The organism is Mesorhizobium sp. CA4, assembly GCF_020165075.1.
Classification (GTDB): domain Bacteria; phylum Pseudomonadota; class Alphaproteobacteria; order Rhizobiales; family Rhizobiaceae; genus Mesorhizobium.
The window spans coordinates 38,863-59,074 of record NZ_JAIUHK010000018.1 but is presented as its reverse complement, the minus strand read 5'-3'; the positions used below and the strand labels follow the sequence as shown (position 1 = coordinate 59,074).

The 20,212-nt window shown below is 65.7% G+C and carries 19 protein-coding genes, 1 tRNA gene and 1 pseudogene; 13 read left to right on the top strand and 8 right to left on the bottom strand.

Annotation, left to right across the window (positions count from 1 at the left end):
• Positions 1-82: 82 nt before the first annotated feature.
• On the bottom strand, positions 83-271 hold the full coding sequence (locus LB528_RS16365) for a hypothetical protein (protein ID WP_224715529.1): 189 nt from the start codon (positions 269-271) through the stop codon (positions 83-85).
• 213 nt (positions 272-484) lie between these two features.
• Here LB528_RS16365 and rsmI point away from each other — a divergent pair, with 213 nt between their 5' ends.
• Together rsmI and LB528_RS16355 are read left to right on the top strand one after the other, a co-directional pair.
• A complete protein-coding gene (gene rsmI / locus LB528_RS16360) occupies positions 485-1,375 on the top strand; it encodes a 16S rRNA (cytidine(1402)-2'-O)-methyltransferase (RefSeq protein WP_224715528.1) in 891 nt (296 codons plus the stop codon).
• A gap of 60 nt (positions 1,376-1,435) precedes the next feature.
• A complete protein-coding gene (locus LB528_RS16355) occupies positions 1,436-1,813 on the top strand; it encodes a YraN family protein (RefSeq protein WP_224715527.1) in 378 nt (125 codons plus the stop codon).
• 226 nt (positions 1,814-2,039) lie between these two features.
• Here the strand turns inward: LB528_RS16355 and LB528_RS16350 are convergent, their stop codons facing one another.
• The gene (locus tag LB528_RS16350; protein ID WP_224715526.1) at positions 2,040-2,846 is read right to left on the bottom strand and encodes an undecaprenyl-diphosphate phosphatase; all 807 of its coding nucleotides are present in this window, start codon (positions 2,844-2,846) and stop codon (positions 2,040-2,042) included.
• 161 nt (positions 2,847-3,007) lie between these two features.
• Between LB528_RS16350 and LB528_RS16345 the strand changes: the two genes are divergently transcribed.
• From LB528_RS16345 to LB528_RS16295, 11 genes and pseudogenes are all read left to right on the top strand, one after another.
• The gene (locus tag LB528_RS16345) at positions 3,008-3,700 is read left to right on the top strand and encodes a glutathione S-transferase family protein (RefSeq protein ID WP_224715575.1); all 693 of its coding nucleotides are present in this window, start codon (positions 3,008-3,010) and stop codon (positions 3,698-3,700) included.
• Positions 3,681-4,826: a tRNA epoxyqueuosine(34) reductase QueG gene (gene queG / locus LB528_RS16340; RefSeq protein ID WP_224715525.1), complete on the top strand. Its 1,146-nt coding sequence runs from the start codon at positions 3,681-3,683 to the stop codon at positions 4,824-4,826. Before LB528_RS16345 ends, queG begins: the two co-directional genes overlap by 20 nt.
• A gap of 11 nt (positions 4,827-4,837) precedes the next feature.
• Complete coding sequence (locus tag LB528_RS16335; protein ID WP_224715524.1) at positions 4,838-5,740, top strand: SDR family oxidoreductase; 903 nt, start codon at positions 4,838-4,840, stop codon at positions 5,738-5,740.
• A gap of 140 nt (positions 5,741-5,880) precedes the next feature.
• Complete coding sequence (gene mepA, locus LB528_RS16330) at positions 5,881-6,960, top strand: penicillin-insensitive murein endopeptidase (RefSeq protein WP_224715523.1); 1,080 nt, start codon at positions 5,881-5,883, stop codon at positions 6,958-6,960.
• A gap of 295 nt (positions 6,961-7,255) precedes the next feature.
• Positions 7,256-8,275: a glucokinase gene (locus LB528_RS16325; RefSeq protein WP_224715522.1), complete on the top strand. Its 1,020-nt coding sequence runs from the start codon at positions 7,256-7,258 to the stop codon at positions 8,273-8,275.
• Positions 8,276-8,408: 133 nt separating this feature from the next.
• Positions 8,409-10,280 (top strand): ABC transporter ATP-binding protein, encoded by a 1,872-nt coding sequence (locus tag LB528_RS16320; RefSeq protein WP_224715521.1) that lies wholly within the window; start codon positions 8,409-8,411, stop codon positions 10,278-10,280.
• The gene (gene dapB / locus LB528_RS16315; RefSeq protein WP_224715520.1) at positions 10,277-11,098 is read left to right on the top strand and encodes a 4-hydroxy-tetrahydrodipicolinate reductase; all 822 of its coding nucleotides are present in this window, start codon (positions 10,277-10,279) and stop codon (positions 11,096-11,098) included. The genes LB528_RS16320 and dapB overlap by 4 nt, the downstream gene beginning before the upstream one ends.
• A gap of 35 nt (positions 11,099-11,133) precedes the next feature.
• Positions 11,134-11,754 (top strand): 2,3-bisphosphoglycerate-dependent phosphoglycerate mutase, encoded by a 621-nt coding sequence (locus LB528_RS16310; RefSeq protein WP_224515243.1) that lies wholly within the window; start codon positions 11,134-11,136, stop codon positions 11,752-11,754.
• Between the two features lie 80 nt (positions 11,755-11,834).
• Positions 11,835-11,919 (top strand) — tRNA-Leu (locus LB528_RS16305).
• 151 nt (positions 11,920-12,070) lie between these two features.
• A pseudogene (locus LB528_RS16300) lies at positions 12,071-13,743 on the top strand (FAD-dependent oxidoreductase).
• Entirely contained in the window at positions 13,743-14,048 is a 306-nt protein-coding gene (locus LB528_RS16295; protein WP_224715519.1) for a UBP-type zinc finger domain-containing protein, read from the top strand. Before LB528_RS16300 ends, LB528_RS16295 begins: the two are co-directional and overlap by 1 nt.
• A 34-nt stretch (positions 14,049-14,082) precedes the next feature.
• Here the strand turns inward: LB528_RS16295 and LB528_RS16290 are convergent, their stop codons facing one another.
• From LB528_RS16290 to LB528_RS16265, 6 genes are all read right to left on the bottom strand, one after another.
• Entirely contained in the window at positions 14,083-14,265 is a 183-nt protein-coding gene (locus tag LB528_RS16290; protein WP_224515246.1) for a hypothetical protein, read from the bottom strand.
• Between the two features lie 322 nt (positions 14,266-14,587).
• Entirely contained in the window at positions 14,588-15,409 is an 822-nt protein-coding gene (locus LB528_RS16285; protein WP_224715518.1) for an aspartate/glutamate racemase family protein, read from the bottom strand.
• A gap of 41 nt (positions 15,410-15,450) precedes the next feature.
• Complete coding sequence (locus tag LB528_RS16280; RefSeq protein WP_224715517.1) at positions 15,451-16,692, bottom strand: D-amino acid dehydrogenase; 1,242 nt, start codon at positions 16,690-16,692, stop codon at positions 15,451-15,453.
• A gap of 279 nt (positions 16,693-16,971) precedes the next feature.
• Positions 16,972-18,138 carry a cystathionine gamma-synthase gene (locus LB528_RS16275; protein ID WP_224715516.1) on the bottom strand — a complete coding sequence of 389 codons (1,167 nt, stop codon included), beginning with the start codon at positions 18,136-18,138 and terminating at the stop codon, positions 16,972-16,974.
• Complete coding sequence (locus LB528_RS16270; RefSeq protein ID WP_224715515.1) at positions 18,135-19,571, bottom strand: pyridoxal-phosphate dependent enzyme; 1,437 nt, start codon at positions 19,569-19,571, stop codon at positions 18,135-18,137. The genes LB528_RS16275 and LB528_RS16270 overlap by 4 nt, the downstream gene beginning before the upstream one ends.
• Before the next feature lie 203 nt (positions 19,572-19,774).
• Positions 19,775-20,173, bottom strand: coding sequence for a RidA family protein (locus LB528_RS16265; RefSeq protein WP_224515253.1), 399 nt, complete (start codon positions 20,171-20,173; stop codon positions 19,775-19,777).
• Positions 20,174-20,212 lie beyond the last annotated feature (39 nt).

The following is a 20,212-nucleotide window of genomic DNA, read 5'->3' as shown; positions in this document are numbered from 1 at the left end:
TTCCAGGATCTGCGCGCCTCGCTTCGCTCCTTGCTCCGCCCTGGAATGAGGAGGCGCGAGGTCGCGAAGGTTGCCAGTTACTTCAAGCGTCGTGCTTCTGGCGGTGCTTGCCGCGGTGCTTCTCGCCATGCGCCTCGCCGTGACGGATAGGCTTCTGGTCGGCCTTGTTGCGGCGCGCCCCGGACTCGGCGGCGATAGGGTGTGGAGGGATGCCCTCGCGGGCGGTCTTGCTTTCAAGTCGGCCGATAAAAATATCGAAGCGATTGGGCATCGTTCGGTCCTGCCTCCTCCCGGGGAATCAGGGGTTAAATTCGCCGATGTGGGTTTCGTTCCGCACTGTGGCAAAGGCAAGGCGATTTCCTTACCTCGACCTCACGTTTTGCAACGGGGCGTCAGCCATGCGAAACAGACTTGGTTCTTCGCAATTCCGGACGGAAAACCGCGACGCACTTTTCCTGGAATTGCTCGGAATGAGGGGCATTCGGTGACCGGCGACAAACGCAGCTATCTGATCGGACAGAGCGAGATCGCGGCGCGGCCGCTTCAGCCGGCTCTCTATCTGGTGGCGACACCGATCGGCAACTTGGCCGACATCACGCTGCGCGCGCTGGAGACGCTGGCGGCTGCCGATATCGTCGCCTGCGAGGACACGCGCGTCTCGCGCGTGCTGCTCGAACGCTACGGCATCCGCCGCCGCACCACCGCCTATCATGAGCACAATGCGAGTGAGGCCGGGCCGAAGCTGATCGAGGCGATGGCTGCCGAGCAGAGCGTGGCGCTGATCTCGGACGCCGGCACGCCTTTGGTCTCCGATCCCGGCTACCGGCTGGTCGGCGAGGCGCTGGATCATGGCATCCGCGTCGTGCCTATCCCCGGACCTTCGGCTCCGCTTGCAGCGCTGACCGCGTCGGGCCTGCCGTCCGATGCTTTCCTGTTCGCAGGGTTCCTGCCCGTGAAGACCGGACAGAGGCTGACCAAGCTCGAAACGTTCAAGGCGGTGCCGGCGACACTGATCTTCTTCGAATCCCCGCGCCGTCTGGCGGAGACGCTTGGCGCGATGGTCGAGGCGCTGGGCGGCGCCCGGAAGGCCGCGATCGGCCGCGAGCTGACCAAGGCCTTCGAGGAAATGCGCACCGGAACCCTGGCCGAACTGGCCGGCCACTATGCCGCCGCAGACACGCCGAAAGGCGAGATCGTCATCTGTATCGGTCCGCCGGAAGCGGCGGAGGACCAGCCGGCCGACATCGACCGGCTCCTGCTCTCGCTTGCTGCCGAAATGCCGGCATCGAAAGCTGCTGCGGAAGCTGCAAAAATGACGGGCGGTCAGAAACAGACGCTTTACCGCCGGCTGATCGAGCTCAAGGACAGGCCATGATCCCGAAAAGTGGAGGCCGGTTTTCGGACAAGATCATGGTCAAACAGAAAGGAGCCGGCGATGGCTGAACGCACGATCGGCCATCGCCGAAAGGCCTATCGGCGCGGTCATCGCGGCGAGTGGCTGGCGGCGCTGGCGCTGATGTTGAAAGGCTACCGCATCCTTGCCCGCCGCCACCGCACCAGGCTCGGCGAGATCGACCTCATCGCCCGGCGCGGCGACCTCGTGCTGTTCGTCGAGGTCAAGGCGCGGCGGACGCTGATCGAGGCGATGGAAGCGATCGGCCGCGAATCGGAGCGCCGCATCGAGGGCGCCGCGGATTTGTGGCTGTCGCGCCAACCGGATTACGGCCGGCTATCGATGCGTTTCGACATGGTGGCGGTGCTGCCCTGGCGCTGGCCGGTGCATGTCGAGAATGCGTTTTATGGGAGGAATTGAGGACTGCTCAACGGAGATAGGCTGGCGGGACAGCAGCCCCCTCTGTCCTGCCGGAAATCTCCCCCGCAAGGGGGGAGATTGGCAGGTTGGGCGCCGCGCCCTTCTTCGGTTCCCACAATTGGCGAAAGCCGCGGTGACGTCTGATCTCCCCCCTTGCGGGGGAGATGGCCGGCAGGCCAGAGGGGGGTTGGCGGGAACTCGACGATTGGTACGGGCGAAGCCCGCCTCACCCCCAAATGAATAGCGCCACCAGCCCCGCGATCCCGACCACCAGCCGCCACCAGCCGAACAGCGCGTAACCGTTGCGCGAGACGTAGTCGAGCAGGAAGCGCACCACGATGAGCGCGCTGACGAAGGCGGCGATGAAGCCGACGGCGATGATCGGCAAATCGGCCGAGGTCAGCACGTTGCGGTTCTTGAAAAGATCGAAGGCGAAGGCGCCGACCATGGTCGGCATGGCGAGGAAGAAGGAGAACTCGGCCGCGGCGCGCTTGTCGACGCCCATCAGCAGCGCGCCGACGATGGTCGAGCCGGAGCGCGAGGTGCCGGGGATCAGCGACAGGCATTGGAACAGGCCGATCTTGAGGTAAACGCTCAATGGGAAGCGCTCGACATCGTGGAAGCGCGGCTTGAAGGTGATGCGGTCGACGATAAGCAGCACCACGCCGCCAATGATCAGCATGATGCAGATCAGCCGGGGCGATTCGAACAGGATTGTCTTGATGACATCATGCGCCAGCGCGCCGATCACCGCAGCCGGCAGGAAGGCAATCAGGATGCCGATGACGAAATGCCGGGTCTGCGGGTCGCTGGGCAGCTTGACCAGCATCTGCCAGAGCTTGCTGAAATAGACGCTGAGGATCGCCAGGATCGCGCCAAGCTGAATCAGGATCTCGAAGGCCTTGCCGGTGGAATGGAAACCAAGGAAATGGCCGGCAAGCAGGATGTGGCCGGTCGAGGACACCGGGATGAACTCGGTCAGGCCCTCCAGCAGCCCAAGCAGCAGCGCTTCGACGATGGTCTGGCTTTCCATGGCAACCTCTGCTTTTGAATGACGGCTAAGGGAAGGGCTTGCTTGTCATGGGGCGGAAGTCCCCCTATAGGTCGCAGCACCATGACAGTCCCTGGAATCGGGCGGCCATGACTTACCGGCGCGGCCGGCCAATTGCCAGTGCGCCCTATCATCGCGGAACCATGCTGACGCTTTTCCATCATTCCATGTTCGCCACCTGCCGGTTCGTGCGCCTCGCTTTCGGCGAGTATGGCGAGGAGCTGGCGCTGATCGAGGAAAAGCCTTGGACCCGGCGCAAGGAGTTTCTGGCGCTGAACCCTGCCGGCACGCTGCCGATCCTGCTCGCCGAAGGCGACGTGCCGATCGTCGGGGCCATGGTGATCGCCGAATATCTGGATGAGACGCGCGGCGTGTTGAAGCGCGACAAGCGGCTGTTCGCAGAGGACCCGATGCAGCGCGCCGAAATCCGCCGGCTGACCGACTGGTATCTGGCGAAGGCCGAAAGCGAAGTGACGCGGCATCTGGTGCGCGAGCGCGTGCTGAAGCCGGTCATGCCGGAAACCGCCGGCGGCGGCTCGCCGGATTCGGCCGCGATCCGCGCCGCGCGCGCCAACATCCGCCAGCACATGAAATACACCAACTGGCTGGCCGGCACCCGCCATTGGCTGGCCGGCAACAAAGTGACCTATGCCGACCTCGCCGCGGCGGCGACGCTTTCGGTGCTCGATTATCTCGGCGAGATCGACTGGCGCGAACATGGCGCCGCGCGCGAATGGTACACACGGGTGAAATCACGGCCGTCGTTCCGGCCGCTGCTCTCCGACCGGGTGCGCGGCCTGTCGCCGGTATCGCATTATGCGGACCTCGACTTCTGAAAAACTGCGCGCGCTGATCGAGGCGGAGGCGCGCCGCGCCGGCTTCGAGGCGGTTGCCGTCACCAGGCCGGATGCGATCCCGCTGGCGCCCGCGCGCTTGGCCGAATTCGTCTCCGACGGTTTCCACGGCTCGATGGCGTGGATCGCCGAGACGCTTCAGCGCCGGGCCGAGCCCTCGACGCTGTGGCCGGAGGTGCGCTCTATCATTGTGCTGGCGATGAATTACGGCCCGGACCGCGACCCGCGCGATGTTCTCGCAAAGTCCGACCGCGGCGCGATCTCGGTCTATGCGCAAAACCGCGACTATCATGACGTGATGAAGGGCCGTCTGAAGGAGATCGCCGGCAAGATCGTCGCGCGCGCCGGCGGCGATGTGAAGGTGTTTGTCGATACAGCACCCGTGATGGAAAAGCCGCTGGCGGAAGCCGCGGGGCTCGGCTGGCAGGGCAAGCACACCAATCTGGTCAGCCGGGCACATGGTTCGTGGCTGTTCCTCGGCACGATCTTCACCACGGCCGAGCTGGAGCCGGACAAGCATGAGATCGACCATTGCGGCTCCTGCCGCGCCTGTCTCGACGTATGCCCGACCGGCGCGTTTCCCGCGCCCTACCGGCTCGATGCGCGGCGCTGCATCTCCTACCTCACTATCGAGAACAAGGGGCCGATCCCGCGCGAATTCCGCGAGGCGATCGGCAACCGCATCTATGGCTGCGACGATTGCCTGGCCGCCTGCCCGTGGAACAAGTTCGCCAGTGCGGCTTCGGAGGCGAAGCTTGCCGCGCGCACCGATCTGCGCGAGCCGCCGCTTTCGGAGCTGTTGCTCCTCGACGATGCAGGGTTTCGCTCATTCTTCTCGGGCTCGCCGATCAAGCGCATCGGCCGCGACCGTTTCATCCGCAATGTGCTGATTGCCGCCGGCAATTCGGGCGACGCTTCGCTATCGCCCATTGCGCGCCGCCTGCTGGGCGACGCCTCGCCGCTGGTGCGGGGTGCGGCAATCTGGGCTCTGTCGCGACTGCTCTCCAAGGGCGAGTTTGGCAGCCTTGCCGCGACCGCTGCGAAAACCGAGACCGATGCGACGGTCCGGGAGGAATGGCTTGCAGCGCTGGCCGTAAAGGCCGGGTGATGGGGTTTTTGATGGGCGAAAGACGCTTCTTCATCTTCGGCGCTGGCTATTCGGCCAAGGCTTTCGCGCGAGCAAACGCCCAACATGCACCGACCCTTGGCACCACCCGGGCGCCAGAAAAGTTCGAGGCGCTGCGATCGGCCGGCATCGAGCCGCTGCGCTTCGACGGCGCACTATCGACCGAACTGGGTGAGGCGCTTGCAGGGACGACGCATCTCATCGTCTCGATCGCCCCCGACGAGGCCGGCGACCCGGTGCTCAGCGCCGCCGGCGAAACGATCCGGGCAAACATGCCGGCGCTGGAATGGATCGGCTATCTCTCCACCGTCGGCGTCTATGGCGACCATGGCGGCGCCTGGGTGGACGAGACCAGCGACTGCCGGCCGGTATCGAAGCGTTCGACCATGCGGGTGGCGGCCGAACAGGAATGGCTGAAGCTTGGCCGGGAGATCGGCAAGCCGGTGGCGATCCTGCGGCTTTCCGGCATCTACGGGCCGGGGCGCAATGCGCTGGCCAATCTCGAGGACGGCACGGCGCGGCGGCTGGTCAAAAGGGACCAAGTGTTCAACCGCATCCATTGCGACGACATCGCCGGCGCGCTCTGGCATCTTGCCGAAAAGAATCTCGGCGGGATCTTCAACGTCACCGATGACGAGCCGGCGCCGCCGCAGGATGTCGTGGCTTACGCCGCCGGGCTGATGGGCGTCACACCGCCGCCGGAAATTCCCTTCGAGACCGCCCAACTTTCGCCCATGGCGCGGTCTTTCTATGGCGAGAATAAGCGCGTCGCGAATCAGACGATCAAGGCGGCCGGCTACCGCTTCCGGTTTCCCAACTACCGGGTGGCGCTGGAGCGGATGTGGGCCGAAGGCAACTGGCGGGACGGAGAGCCGCGTAGCTCGATGAGAAGATGACGGCGGAGTGAAGCGGTCGGACGAGACATCGTGTTCTACTGCTTTGATCGATGCGGGACGGGCGGCGTGGTATGATTCGTTCCTGGCCGGGTTCGCCTGACCGCGCGGCAACGTGATAGACTGGAGAGGGACCCAGCCTGATGAATTTGCGATCGCTGCCTGACCGCAAGCCGTTCCTGACCGCCGCCCTGGCGCTGGTGGCCCTGGCCGCGCTGGCGGCTGTGGCCATTTCGGCCGAACCCCGCGCCAAGGAGTTGTTCGGCGCCCGAAAACTGCCGGCCGTGGCGCCCGCGCAATCGTTCGGCTTCTACTCCAAAGGCTGCTTCACCGGCGGCGTGGCGCTGCCGATGGACGGCCCGACCTGGGAAGTGATGCGCCCGTCGCGCAACCGGCGCTGGGGCCATCCGGCGATGATTGCGCTGATCGAAAAGCTTTCGCGCGATGCTCAGGCCGACGGCTGGCCGGGGCTTCTGGTCGGCGACGTCTCGCAACCGCGCGGCGGACCGATGATGACCGGCCACGCCTCGCATCAGATCGGGCTCGACGCGGATATCTGGCTGACGCCGATGCCGAAGCGGCCGCTGACCATCGCGCAGCGCGAGACCATGAGCGCGACGCTGATGGTCGACGAGAAGACGCATCTGGTGAAGGACGCGCTGTGGACGCCGGCGCATACGCGGCTTTTGAAGCGCGCGGCGAGCTACCCAGAGGTCGAGCGCATCCTGGTCAATCCGGGTATCAAGAAGAAGCTCTGCGACACCGTTACCGGCGACCGCTCCTGGCTGCGTAAGATCCGGCCGTTCTGGGGCCATGACTATCATTTCCATATGCGCATCGGCTGCCAGCCTGGCTCGCCCTTCTGCAAGGGGCAGGAAGCGACGCCGGGCGACGACGGCTGCGGCAAGCCGCTGGCCTGGTGGTTCACCGAGGAGCCGTGGCGGCCGAACAAGAACCCGGATGCGCCCAAGGCGCGCGACCTGATGACGATGGCCAACCTGCCGAAGCAATGCGAGGACGTGGTCAACGCACCTGACGCGCCATCGCTGGAGGCGGTGACCTATCGTGGCGGCGGCGCCGCGATCGCCGTGGCCGAACCTCAGCCGGCCGAACCGGCGGAAACGATCTCCAGCGGCAGCGCCGCGATCCCGGCGGCGGCAAGCGCTTTCGCGCCGACGCCAAAGATCGGCATCCCGCTCCCAAGGCCAAGGCCGGGGAACTGAGGCCCTGGGTGATCTCCCCTCTTGCGGGGGAGATGTCGCCGAAGGCGACAGAGGGGGTCGCCGAGCGTAAAGCGCCCGCGTCTTCCGCGACGAAAGACAACGCTGGCGATCTATGTGAGACGGCCCCCTCTGGCCGCTTTGCGGCCATCTCCCCCTCAAGGGCGAAGCGCCGGCGAGCCAGGAGTTCAAGCCTGACGCCGAACCCGCTTCCCCTTTGCGGGGTCATGCGCTAGTCAATCGATTGAATGGGCGATTGAAACGCCGCAGCGGCGCCACAACGAGGACGATCAAGAGCATGGCAGGCGAAGACGAGAAGGGACTGCGGTTTCCGGTCCTGATCGGCGACATTGGCGGCACCAATGCGCGCTTCTCGATCGTGCTCGACGCCAATTCGGAAGCGACCGAGCCGCAGATCGTCCAGACGGCGAATTTCAGGACCATCGACGAGGCGATCCAGGCGGCGGTGCTCGACCGTTCGTCCATCCGGCCGAACTCGGCCGTGCTGGCGGTCGCCGGGCCGGTCGACGGCGACGAGATCCCGCTCACCAACTGCCCCTGGGTCGTAAAACCCCGGCAGATGCTTGCCAATCTGGGCCTGGGCGAGGTCGTCGTGCTCAATGATTTCGAAGCGCAGGCGCTGGCGGTGGTGGCGCTCGGCGAGGAGCATATGGAAAAGATCGGCGGCGGCGCGCCGGAACCCCATGCAAGCCGCGTCGTGCTCGGCCCCGGCACGGGCCTTGGCGTCGCCGGGCTGATCCATGCGCTCAACCACTGGATCCCGGTGCCGGGCGAGGGCGGCCATATGGATATCGGCCCGCGCACACCGCGCGACTTCGCGGTGTTCCCGCATATCGACAAGCTCGAAGGCCGCATCTCCGGCGAGCAGATCCTGTGCGGACGCGGGTTGGTCAACGTCTACCGCGCCGTGGCCAGGACGGATGGCAAGCCGATGCCCTTGACGACGCCGGCCGAGATCACCGCGGCCGCGCTCGCCAAATCCGATCCGGTAGCCGAGGAGGCGCTGGAGCTGTTCGTCACCTGCCTCGGCCGCACCGCCGGGGATCTGGCGCTGGTGTTCATGGGCCGCGGCGGCGTGTTCCTCACCGGCGGCATCGCGCAAAAGATCGTGCCGGCGCTGAAGGAAGGCAATTTCCGCACCGCCTTCGAGGACAAGGCGCCGCACAGGGCGCTGATGCGCGAAATGCCGGTCTATGTCATCACCCATCCGCTGGCGGCGCTGCTCGGGCTTGCCGCCTATGCCAGGACGCCTTCGCTGTTCGGCGTGCAGACGGCGGGACGGCGCTGGCGGGCCTGATCGCGCCCGGTTTCGGGATATTGATCGGGCGCCGCGACGAAGTTTCGCCATAGGCAAGCCGTAGCCGGGGCGTTAAGAGGATGCCGGAAATGCGGCCCATCCGACCCGCGGAAAACCACGAAGCGCCCCTGATTTGACTGTTCAAACTTCGCTCAAACTGAAAGTCCAGCCCGCCGAGGTCAGCGCGGTGCTGCGCCGCATCCTGGCTGAAAACGGCAGGGAATACCGCTGGACCTATGTCGTCGCCGTCGCCTGCCTGCTGATCGTCTCCGGCACCACCGCCTTCACGGCGTGGATCATGGCCCCGATGATCAACCAGATCTTCTACGAGCGGCGTAGCGACATGATCGTCTGGATCTGCGCCGGTTTCATGGGCGCCTCCCTGCTGCGGGGCTTCGCCGGCTACGGCCAGGCCGTGGCGCTTGCCAGGATCGGCAACAATCTCGTCGCCCGCTACCAGAAGCGCAGCTTCGACCATCTGATGAAGCTCGGCGTCGACTTTTTCAACGAGACCCGTTCCGGTCGGCTGGCGGCGCAGGTCAATGAGAATGTCGGCGGCATTCGCGACCTGCTGTCGCTGACGCTGACCTCCATCAGCCGCGACGCGGTCTCGCTGGTCGCGCTTGTCGGCGTGATGATCTACCAGGACCCGGTGTTGTCGCTCAGCTCGCTGCTGATCGGGCCGCCGCTTATCTGGGCCGTCGTCTACATCACCCGCCGGCTGCGGCGGATCAACCGGGAATCGGTGCTGATCAACTCGCGGCTGAACGGGTCGGTGCAGGAGGCCACGCAAGGCATCGCCATCGTCAAGGCCTTCACCCTTGAGGACGAGCTGGCGCGCCGCATCGGCATCATGGCCGACGCCGCCGAGCAGCGTAACAACAAGATCGCCCGCGTCGCGGAGCGGCTGTCGCCGATTTCCGAGATTCTGGGCGGCCTCGCCATCACCGCCGTGCTTGCCTATTCCGGCTATCGGGCGCTTGTGCTTGGACAACCGCCGGGCGCGGTGTTCTCCTTCATCACCGCGCTGATCATGGCCTACGACCCGGCAAGACGCCTGGCGCGCACGCAGGTCGGCATGGAACGCGCGCTGGTCAATGCGCGCATGATCTACGAGCTGCTCGATCTCGAGCCGAAGCAGGGCGACGCGCCCGATGCGGTCGAGGCGAAGGTCACCACCGGCGAGGTGCGCTTCAACAATGTGACCTTCGGCTACAAAGCCGACACGCCGGTGCTGAGGGACCTGAGCTTTACCGCGGCGGCCGGCAAGGTCACGGCCATCGTCGGCGCCTCGGGCGTCGGCAAGTCGACGATAGTGGCGCTGCTGCAGCGCTTCTACGACGTCGACAAGGGCTCGATCGAGGTCGACGGCCAGGATATATCGAAGGTCACGAAGCATTCGCTGCGCCAGTCGATCGCCTATGTGGCGCAGGCGCCTTATCTCTTCGAAGGCACGATCCGCGACAATATCCGCTACGGCCGGCTGTCGGCCACCGACGCCGAGATCGAGCAGGCGGCGAAACAGGCGGCGGCCGACGAGTTCATCCGCCAGCAGCCGCAAGGCTACGATACGCCGGTCGGCGAAGGCGGCTCGACGCTTTCCGGCGGACAGCGGCAGCGCGTGTCGATCGCGCGCGCCATCGTTCGACACGCGCCGATCCTTTTGCTCGACGAGGCGACCTCGGCGCTCGACAACGAGGCCGAGGCGCGGGTTCAGGAAGCGCTGACCCATGTGATCGAAGGGCGCACGACGATCGTGATCGCGCATCGGCTGTCGACCGTGGTCAATGCCGACCACATCATCGTGCTGGAAGAGGGGCGGTTGGTCGAGGAAGGCACGCATGCCTCGCTGATGGCCGACCCGCACAGCATCTATGCCCGCTTCCACCGGATCCAGGGCAAGAAGGGGCTGGGGCTTGTCGACGACGTCAAGGCAAGCCAGACTTCGGCCCAAACTCCCGCACCGCGCAGCCGCACCAAGAAAACCGTCAGGAGAAGCGCATGAGTGAAGCCGGCGATATGGGCCTGGTGGTGGTGGGCGCCGCCGGCCGCATGGGCCAGACTCTGATCCGCGCCATCCACTTCATGCCCGGCGCGCGCGTCGCCGCCGCGGTCGAGCGGCCGGACTCGGCCCATCTCGGCAAGGATGCCGGCGAGCTCGCCGGCATCGGCATCATCAACGTGCCAATCGTCGACGATCCGCTGCCGGCCTTCGCCAAGGCCGACGGCGTGCTCGATTTCACCGCGCCCGCGGCAAGCGTGGAATTCGCCGGCTATGCCGCGCAGGCGCGCATCGTCCATGTCATCGGCACCACCGGCTGCTCGGCCGAGGACAATGCGAAGATCGCCGCCGCCGCGCGCCATGCCACGATCGTCAAATCCGGCAATATGAGCCTCGGCGTCAATCTTTTGGCCGTGCTGGTCGAGCAGGCGGCGAAGGCGCTCGACCCTGAGGATTTCGACATCGAGATCCTGGAGATGCACCATCGCCACAAGGTGGACGCGCCGTCCGGCACGGCGCTGCTGCTCGGCGAGGCGGCGGCGAAGGGGCGCGGCATCGACCTTGCCGAGAACAGCGTGCGGGTGCGCGACGGCCATACCGGCGTGCGCAAGGCCGGCTCGATCGGCTTCGCGACGCTGCGCGGCGGCTCCGTCGTCGGCGACCACAGCGTGATCCTTGCCGGCACCGGTGAGCGCATCACGCTGTCCCACCATGCCGAGGACCGGGCCATCTTCGCCCGCGGCGCCGTCAAGGCTGCGCTTTGGGCGCGCGGCAAAAAACCCGGGCTTTATTCCATGCGGGACGTGCTCGGCTTGAGCTGAGGCGTCTCTCTTCTGCAAATCTCGAAGGAGCAAACATGTCGGGAACTCTCGTGCTCGTGCGCCACGGCCAGAGCGAATGGAACCTGAAGAACCTGTTCACCGGCTGGCGCGACGTCGACCTGACCGACCAGGGCACCGCCGAGGCGCTCGCGGCCGGCGAGAAGCTCAAGGCGCGCGGCCTGAAATTCGACATCGCCTACACGTCTGCCTTGAAGCGGGCGCAGAAGACCTGCCAGCACATTCTCGACATCGTCGGCCAGAGCGAGCTCAAGACGATCCGCGACCAGGCGCTGAACGAGCGCGACTATGGCGATCTCTCCGGCCTCAACAAGGACGACGCGCGCAAGAAGTGGGGCGAGGAGCAGGTGCATATCTGGCGCCGCTCCTACGACATCGCGCCGCCCGGCGGCGAAAGCCTGAAGGACACCGGCGCGCGCGTGTGGCCCTATTACCTGCACGAGGTGCAGCCGCATGTACTGCGCGGCGAGACGGTACTGGTCGCCGCGCACGGCAATTCGCTGCGCGCGCTGATCATGGCGCTGGACGGCAAGTCAGGCGATGAGATCGTCAAGCTCGAGCTCGGCACCGGCGTGCCGGTGATCTACAAGCTCCACGCCGATTCCACCGTTGCAAAGAAAGAAGTGCTGGAGGGGTGAGGCAAGCCGGCTCAGGCAATGCGGTCTCGAAAAAAGCGCGTTGACACATATCGCTTGCCCGCTTACATGAGCGCCCACCAGCCCAGATGGCGGAATTGGTAGACGCGCACGGTTCAGGTCCGTGTTCCGCAAGGAGTGGAGGTTCGAGTCCTCTTCTGGGCACCATCTCATCCCGACTGTCAACGGGATAGCTTGTGAGATGGCATTCACAATTACCCCTGGCCTCTGAGTTGCAGGCCGTGGGCCAACCTCCCTTCCGGCCAGCCCCCCAACAAACCGCTTCAAACACATCGCCCCTGACGCTACGGTCCGTCTCATGGCCCCTTCCGTCAGCCCGACCATCGCCGCGCGCCGCGACCAAATGTTTCCGATCCTCACCGACGCAGACATCGAGCGCATGCGCCGGTTCGGCGAGGCACGTGCCTATGCCGCCGGCGATCGCATCGTGACCGCCGGCACGGTTTCGCCAGGCGTGATCCTCATCCTGTCGGGCAAGGTCGACATCACCGAGGCCGGCGGGCTTGGCCCGCGCGAGGCGATCATCACCTACGGCCCGGCAACTTTGTCGGCGAGCTGGCGCAGTTGTCGAACCGGCCGTCGCTGGTCAATGCCGAGGCGAACGGACCGGTCGAGGCGATCGTCATCCCCTCGCAGCGGCTGCGCGACCTGATGGTGCAGGAGGCCAATCTCGGCGAGCGCGTCATGCGCGCGCTGATCCTGCGCCGTGTCGGCCTGCTCGAAAGCGGCGTCAGCGGGCCGGTCGTGATCGGCCCGCCGGGCAATGGCGACGTGCTGCGGCTGCAGGGTTTCCTGCGGCGCAGCGGACTTCCCCATCGTGCTCTCGATTCCGACACCGACCCTTGCGCGAAAACGCTGATCGAGCGCTTTCACGTCGACCCGCACCACTTGCCGATCGTGCTCTGTCCGAACGGCAAGCTGATGCACAATCCGGGCGAGACCGAGCTTGCCCGCTGTGTCGGCCTGCTGCGGCCGATCGACGCCGATAAGGTCTATGACGTGGCGATCGTCGGCGCCGGGCCGGCGGGGCTGGCGGCCGCGGTCTATGCCGCCTCGGAAGGGCTGTCGACCATCGTGCTCGATTGCCGCGCCTTCGGCGGGCAGGCGGGCGCCTCGGCGCGGATCGAAAACTATCTCGGCTTCCCGACTGGTATCACCGGCATGGCGCTGATGGCGCGCGCCTACAACCAGGCGCAGAAATTCGGCGTCGAGATGGTCATCCCCGACGAGGCGAAGCTGCTCGACGACGCCGGCGACGGCGCCCGCTACCAGCTTGCCATCGGCGACGGCCAGAGCGTGCGCTCACGCGCGGTGGTGATCGCCAGCGGCGCGCGCTACCGCCGCCTTGACATCGCGAACCTCGCGCAATTCGAGGGAACCTCAGTGCATTACTGGGCTTCGCCGATCGAGGCGCGGCTTTGCCAAGACCAGGAGGTGGCGCTGGTCGGCGCAGGCAATTCGGCGGGACAGGCGGCCGTCTATCTGGCGAGCCAGGTGCGCAAGGTGACGCTGCTGGCGCGCCGCGACAGCCTCGACGCCACCATGTCGCGCTATCTGGTCGAGCGCATCGCGGCGCAGCCCAACATCGAGGTGCTGACGGAGACCGAGATCGCGGCGCTGGAGGGCCAAGACGGCAATCTGGAAGCGCTGCGCTGGCGCAACCGGACGACCGGCGAAGAGACGACGCGCGCCATCCGCCACCTCTTCCTGTTCATCGGTGCCGACCCGAACACCGACTGGCTGGCGAATTGCAACGTGGCGCTGGACGCCAAGGGTTTCGTGCGCACCGGGCCGGACGTGGCGCCGGGCCGCGGCCTGATGGAGACCAGCCGCAGCGGCGTGTTCGCCATCGGCGACGTGCGCTGCGGCTCGACCAAGCGTGTCGCGGCCGCCGTCGGCGAGGGCGCGCAGGTGGTGGCGGCGCTCCATGGCTATCTGGCGCAAAATGCCGAACCGGCGAGGAGACCGTGATGGACGAATGCAGGCACACCAAGGACATCAAAAAGGTCACGCCGAGCGCGCTGGGCTGCGAGGAATGCCTGAAGAGCGGCTCCTGGTGGGTGCATCTCAGGCTCTGCCGCACCTGCGGCCATGTCGGCTGCTGCGACGACTCGCCCAACCGCCACGCGACAAAGCATTTTCATGCCACGCGGCATCCGATCATCGAGGGCTACGACCCGCCGGAAGGCTGGGGCTGGTGCTTCGTCGACGAGGTGTTCATCGACCTCGAAGGCGATACGACGACGCAGAACGGGCCGATCCCGAAGTTTGTTTGACGGCGCCGGGCAAGCCGGCGGCCAAGCGTCCGGTTTAACGCACCGAGCTCGTCACGGTCGGATCGACGGCGTCGGGAACGGATTTTCGCTCATTGCCGGCGACGAGACCGATGAGGAGGAGGCTGAGCACAACCGGCACAAACAGGATAGCGACGCGCGCCTGCACGTAAAAGATAGCACGCCATTCATTTCGCTTTTCGGGGCTGTCGTTCATCATGCTCGCTCTGTCTTTGCCTCCCGGGGGAGGGACATAGAGAGGAAGCGTTAAACATCTCCTTCCGATTCGGTTAACACGGCGATCTGCGTTAATCGCAAAAGGGCAGCGCTCCCCCTCTCCGTCCGCTGCGCGGCCACCTCTCCCCCACTTTGTGGGGGCAAGGAAACGCCAATCGCCTAGGCAGCGCCCTTCGCAAGGGTTCCTCGCCCCCGCCAAAGGCGGGGGAGAGGTGGCTCGGCGAAGCCGAGACGGAGAGGGGAGCGCCCTATGCGATTGGATGCCGGATGCGCTTCCGATCGGCCCGAAAGTCCGCCTCCGCCGATCAAACGGCAGGCAGCGCGAAAAGCCTCCCACCCGCCGGCACGATGTCGTCGATGCCGGCAAGGCGCAGGCAATGCCAGGCCATAGCGTGGTTGGAGGAGGTGACCGGAATGCCGATGCGCCGCTCCAGCTCGGCGACCGCTTCCGCTACGCGCAGGCTGGTGCAGGAGATGAAGATCGCGTCCACCCCCGGCACGGCGGCCATGCGCTCTGCCGCCGACTCAATCGAGGCGAGCGAGATGCGGGCAGCCTCGCGGTCGTCGCGCCGGTCGAAAGTGGCGACGGCTGATATGTCGAGGCCGCGGCCGGTGAAGTAGCGGACAAGGCCCTGGTTGATCTCCGGCGCATAAGGCGTCAGCAGGCCGATGCCCCTGGCGCCGAGCGCTTTGAACGCGGCAAGCGCGCCGGTGACCGGCGTGGTGCAGGCGACGCCCGGCCGCGCCTTCCTGATCTCGGCAAAGACGGCTTCCTCGCCGAGCGTCATGGTGGCCGAGGTGCAGCCGAAGCCGACGACGTCGAGCGGGATGCTGGGCAAAATGAGATCGACGGTGGGCGCGATGCGTGGGCCGATGGCGCGCAGCGTGTCGGGCGTGATGTCGTTGTCGTTGAACAGGCGCGCCTCGTAGAAGGCGACGCCCGGAATGCGGATCAGCGCGCGGAACTCGTGCTCCAGCGTCTGGTCGGTGGCAAGAATCGCCAGGCCGATCGCGGCGCGCGAGGCGAGGCCGCCGTCGATCTCGGAGGGCAGCACGCCCAAGTCGACAGGCTTGGGGTCGACAGGTCCTGACGATTGAGGGCGGGTAGCGGCCGCGCTGACAGACATGGCATTCCCTTTCCTGGTCGATCCGTTGCCGGATCATGCGCTCAATTCAAAAGTCCATCCATTGAAATCGCCGGCTCGCGGCCGGCGATCAGGTCGGCGGTGATACGGGCCGAGCCGTGCGACATGGTCCAGCCGATATGGCCGTGCCCGGTGTTCAGATAGAGGTTGCTGAGGCGCCGCCGGCCGAATTCGGGCAGATTGTTGGGCGTCATGGGCCGCAAGCCCGCCCACATCTCGGCGCGGTCGTAATCGGCGCCTTCGGGATAAAGCTCCTCGGTCACGCCCTTCATGAAGGCGAAATCGGCCGGCTTGTGGCTGGTGTCGTAGCCGGCGAACTCGGCGGTAGCGGTGACGCGCAGCCGGTCGCCGAAGCGCGAGACAGCGACCAGATTGTGCTCGTCGACCGCGGCGATGGTCGGGGGCCGCGGCTGGTTGCCGATCGGAATGGTCAGCGAATAGCCCTTGATCGGATAGATCGGCAAGCTGATGCCGACCGACTTCGCGATCAGCGGGCTGTAGGAGCCGAGCGCCAGCACATAGGCATCGCCCTTGACGCTTCCCTTGTCGGTGAGCACCCGGGCGACGCCGTCGCCGGATGTCTCGATGCCGGTGACGGTCGTGCCGGTGCGGATCTCGCCGCCGCGCTCGGCGACCTTGGCGGCCAGCGCGCGGGTGAATTTCGCCGGGTCGCCGGTCTCGTCGGTCGGACAGTGGATGCCGCCGGCGATCTTTTCCTTGGCGGAAGCCAGCGACGGGTCGAGCGCGACGATGCCGTCACGGTCGAGCACCTTGATCAGCTGGCCGTCGGATTCAAGCAGCCGCATCTGCTCGACGCCTTTGTCGAGCGCCTGCTGGCTGCGATAGAAATAAAGGATGCCGCGATCGTTGCGGTCATAGTCGATCGCCTCGTCGGCGACGACCTCATGCAGGACCGATTGCGAATAGGCGGCGAGCCGATGCTTAAGCAGCGTGTTGCGCCTGGCCTTTTCGGCCGTGCATTCCATCAGGAACAGCCATGACCAGCTGTAGAGCCGGAGATCGGCCGAAAGCCTGAAGCGCAGCGCTTGGTCCTTCAGCACCAGCGATTTCAAGAGGATCATCGGCGCCTTGGGCGACGACCAGACGAAGGAATGCCCCGGCGCGATCATGCCGGCATTGCCCCAGCTGGTTTCGGCGGCGACTTCGGCGCGGCGCTCGAGGATGGCGACCTCGTGCCCGTCCTTCTGCAACTGATAGGCCGTGGTGACGCCGACCACTCCGCCACCCAACACGATCACGCGCATGGCGCCTCCGGAGATCGCAAGTGGGAGCAGTTTAGAACGTAGATGGCGGTGCGCAATGGCACACATCGCGATATGTCAGCGGGACAGCACCCCCTCTGCCCTGCCGGGCATCTCCCCCGCAAGGGGGGAGATGCGCAGCTCCGCCGGCGGCGGGCTTCCTGCAACGTCGATGATTGGCGAAGGCGGTCCCGACGTCCATTCTCCCCCCTTGCGGGGCAGATGGCCGGTAGGCCAGAGGGGGGTGTGACGGAACTCGACGACTGCCCCCAAGACCCTCACCTATCCCAGCGCCTGCTCCAGATCCGCGATCAAATCATCGCCGTCCTCGATCCCACACGACAGCCGCACCAGCGAATCCGATATTCCGATCGCGCCACGCTTTTCCGCCGGGATCGAGCCGTGCGTCATCAGCGCCGGGTGCTCGATCAGGCTTTCGACGCCGCCGAGGCTTTCGGCCAGCGTGAAAAGCTGCGTGCGTTCGAGGAAGCGTTTCGTGCCGGCCAGGTCGCGGTCGAGGTCGACCGAGATCATGCCGCCGAAGGCGTGCATCTGCTGGACGGCGATGGAATGCTGCGGATGGCTGGCAAGGCCGGGATAGATGACCCGGCGGACATCTTTTCGCGTCTCCAGCCATTGCGCTATTTTGAGGCCGTTGGCCGAGTGACGCTCCATCCTGAGCGCCAGGGTTTTTATGCCGCGCAAAGCGAGAAAGCTGTCGAACGGACCGGAGATGGCGCCGATGGCGTTCTGCAGGAATTTCAGCTGGTCGGCGAGATCCTTGTTGTCGCCGACGACCGCCACGCCGCCGACCATGTCGGAATGGCCGTTGAGATATTTCGTCGTCGAATGCACGACGATGTCGATGCCGAGCTCCAGCGGGCGCTGGATATAGGGGCTGCAAAAGGTGTTGTCGGCGACGGTGAGCAGTCCCTTGCGCCTGGCAAGCGCGGCGACGCCTTCGAGATCGACGATGCGCAGCAGCGGGTTGGTCGGCGTCTCGACCCAGAGCAGTTTTGTTTCCGGGCGGATCGCGGCTTCGACCGCGGCGAGGTCGGTGAAGTCGGCAAAGCTCACCTCAAGCCCCGCCGAGCGCTTGCGCACCCGCTCTATCAGGCGGAAGGAGCCGCCATAAATGTCGTCGGTGGCGACGATATGGGCGCCGCTGTCAAGCAGCTCGAGCACCGTGCCGATCGCCGCCAGGCCGGAAGCGAAGGCGAAAGCCTTGCTGCCGCTTTCGAGATCGGCCACGGCGCGCTCGAAGGCGAAGCGGGTCGGGTTCTGGCTGCGGGCATATTCAAAACCCTTGTGCACGCCGGGCGACTGCTGGCTATAGGTGGAGGTGGCATAGATCGGCACCATCACCGCGCCGGTGAGCGGATCGTGGCTCTGGCCGCCATGGATAGTGCGGGTGGAAAAGGCCAGGCGGTTCTTGCCGTTCGAAGTCATTTTGCGCGGCGCCTCAGATGGTTGATCAGGTCGATACGGGTTATCAGGCCGATGAACTCGTCGCCGTCGAAGACGATGGCGACCTCGTTGCGGTCGAAGACAGGCAGCAGCGCGTCCAGCGTCTGATTGGCCTGCAGCGTGTGCAGGTTCGACGTCATGGCGGTGCGCACCGGCGCGTTGAAACGGTCCCAGCGGCCGTCATAGGGGCCGTCGACCTTGGCCAGGATGTCGCTTTCGTCGACGATGCCGACCAGCCTGCCCTCGTCCAGCACCGGCAGTTGCGAGACGTCGGAACGGCGCATGCGGCCATAGGCGTTGAGCAGGCTTTCCTCCGGGCCGACGGTCACGATGTCGCCGGTGCGCGGCGAGCGCATGACCAGGTCGCGCAGATCGCCATGCTGTTCCTGGTCGGCAAGGCCCTGCTCGGCCAGCCAGATATCGTCGAAGACTTTCGAAAGATATTTGTTGCCGCTGTCGCAGACGAAAGTGACGACGCGCTTGGGCACCGTCTGCTCGCGGCAATAGCGAAGTGCCGCCGACAGCAGCGTGCCCGAGGACGAGCCGGCCAGGATGCCTTCCCTGGACAACAGATCGCGCACCGCAAGCATGCTTTGCTTGTCAGGAATGGAGTAGGCCTTTTTCACCAGAGAGAGATCGGCATTGGGCGGCACGAAATCCTCGCCGATGCCTTCGACGGTCCAGCTGCCGGCCTCTTCCATCTTGCCGGTCTTGATCAGCGGCGCCAGCACCGAGCCGACCGGATCGGCCAGCACCATCTCGGTCTTCGGCGAGTGTTTCGTAAAAAAGCGGCCGAGGCCGGTGAGCGTGCCGCCGGAGCCGACGCCGACCACTACAGCGTCGACATCGCCTTCGAGCTGCGAAAAGATCTCCGGGCCGGTCGTCGTCTCATGCGCCAACGGGTTGGCCGGGTTGGCGAACTGGTTGGCATAGAAGGCGCCGGGCAGCTCGGCGGCGATCTTCTCGGCCATGTCCTGGTAATATTCGGGATGGCCCTTGCCGACATCGGAGCGGGTCATGCGCACCTCGGCGCCCAGCGCGCGCAGATGCTGGATCTTCTCGCGCGACATCTTGTCGGGCACAACGAGGATGATGCGGTAGCCTTTCGGGATGCCGACCTGGGCGAGGCCGAGGCCGGTGTTGCCGGCCGTGGCCTCGACGATGGTGCCGCCGCGCCTCAACTTGCCCGCCTTCTCGGCGGCGGCAATCATCGACAGCGCGATGCGGTCTTTGATCGAGCCGCCCGGATTCTGGCTTTCGAGCTTGATGAACAGGCGGCACTTGCCGGTGTCGAATTTGGTCAGCTCGACGATCGGCGTCTGGCCGATCAGGTCGAGCACCGAAGCGTAAGGCGGACGAAGTCTCGACAGGCTGATGTGCGCGCCCTTCGGCGCCGCTTTTGTCTGCTCGCTCATCTTGAGTGCTCCATCGAAGCAGTTCGAGGCGGATGTCGGCAATCTCGCGCGGGAAGCCGCGGGAATCCATTCCGGTTTCGCGGATCGCGCGCCCTGTCTTTTCCAGCCCTTTTCATCAGGAAAGAAGATAGATCGTGCCAATCCGGCGGCGAGTGGAGGAATGGAATTTCACGGACGCGTCGTCTGTCCCCTCAAGCGGGAAACTACGCAACCGCCGCCTGGCCCTCGATCTCGATCAGGAAGTCCGGATTGCCGAAGCCCACAACGCGCAGCACCTTCATGATGGGCGGCGGAGCACGGTTGGCCCAGAACGCCATCCAGGCGCCAAAGCCCGGAGCGATATCCTGGTCGCCAGCGACATAGACCGACAGGCTGACGAGATTCTCCAGCTTTGCTCCGCCAGCTTCCAGCACCTTGGCCAGATTGGCCAGCGCCTGCGTCGTCTGCGCCGCGAGATCGCCCTTGCCGACGATGTTGCCCTCGCCATCGACGCCGTTCTGCCCTCCGACCAACACGATGCGTGCGGAAGCAGGCAGCGACACGCCTTGCGAATAGGCGGGGTTGCTGTGCATGCCTCGCGGGTTCAACCTTTCGATGGTCACTCTCGTTCCTCCATGCCGGCAATGACCGGCCGCCTTCGC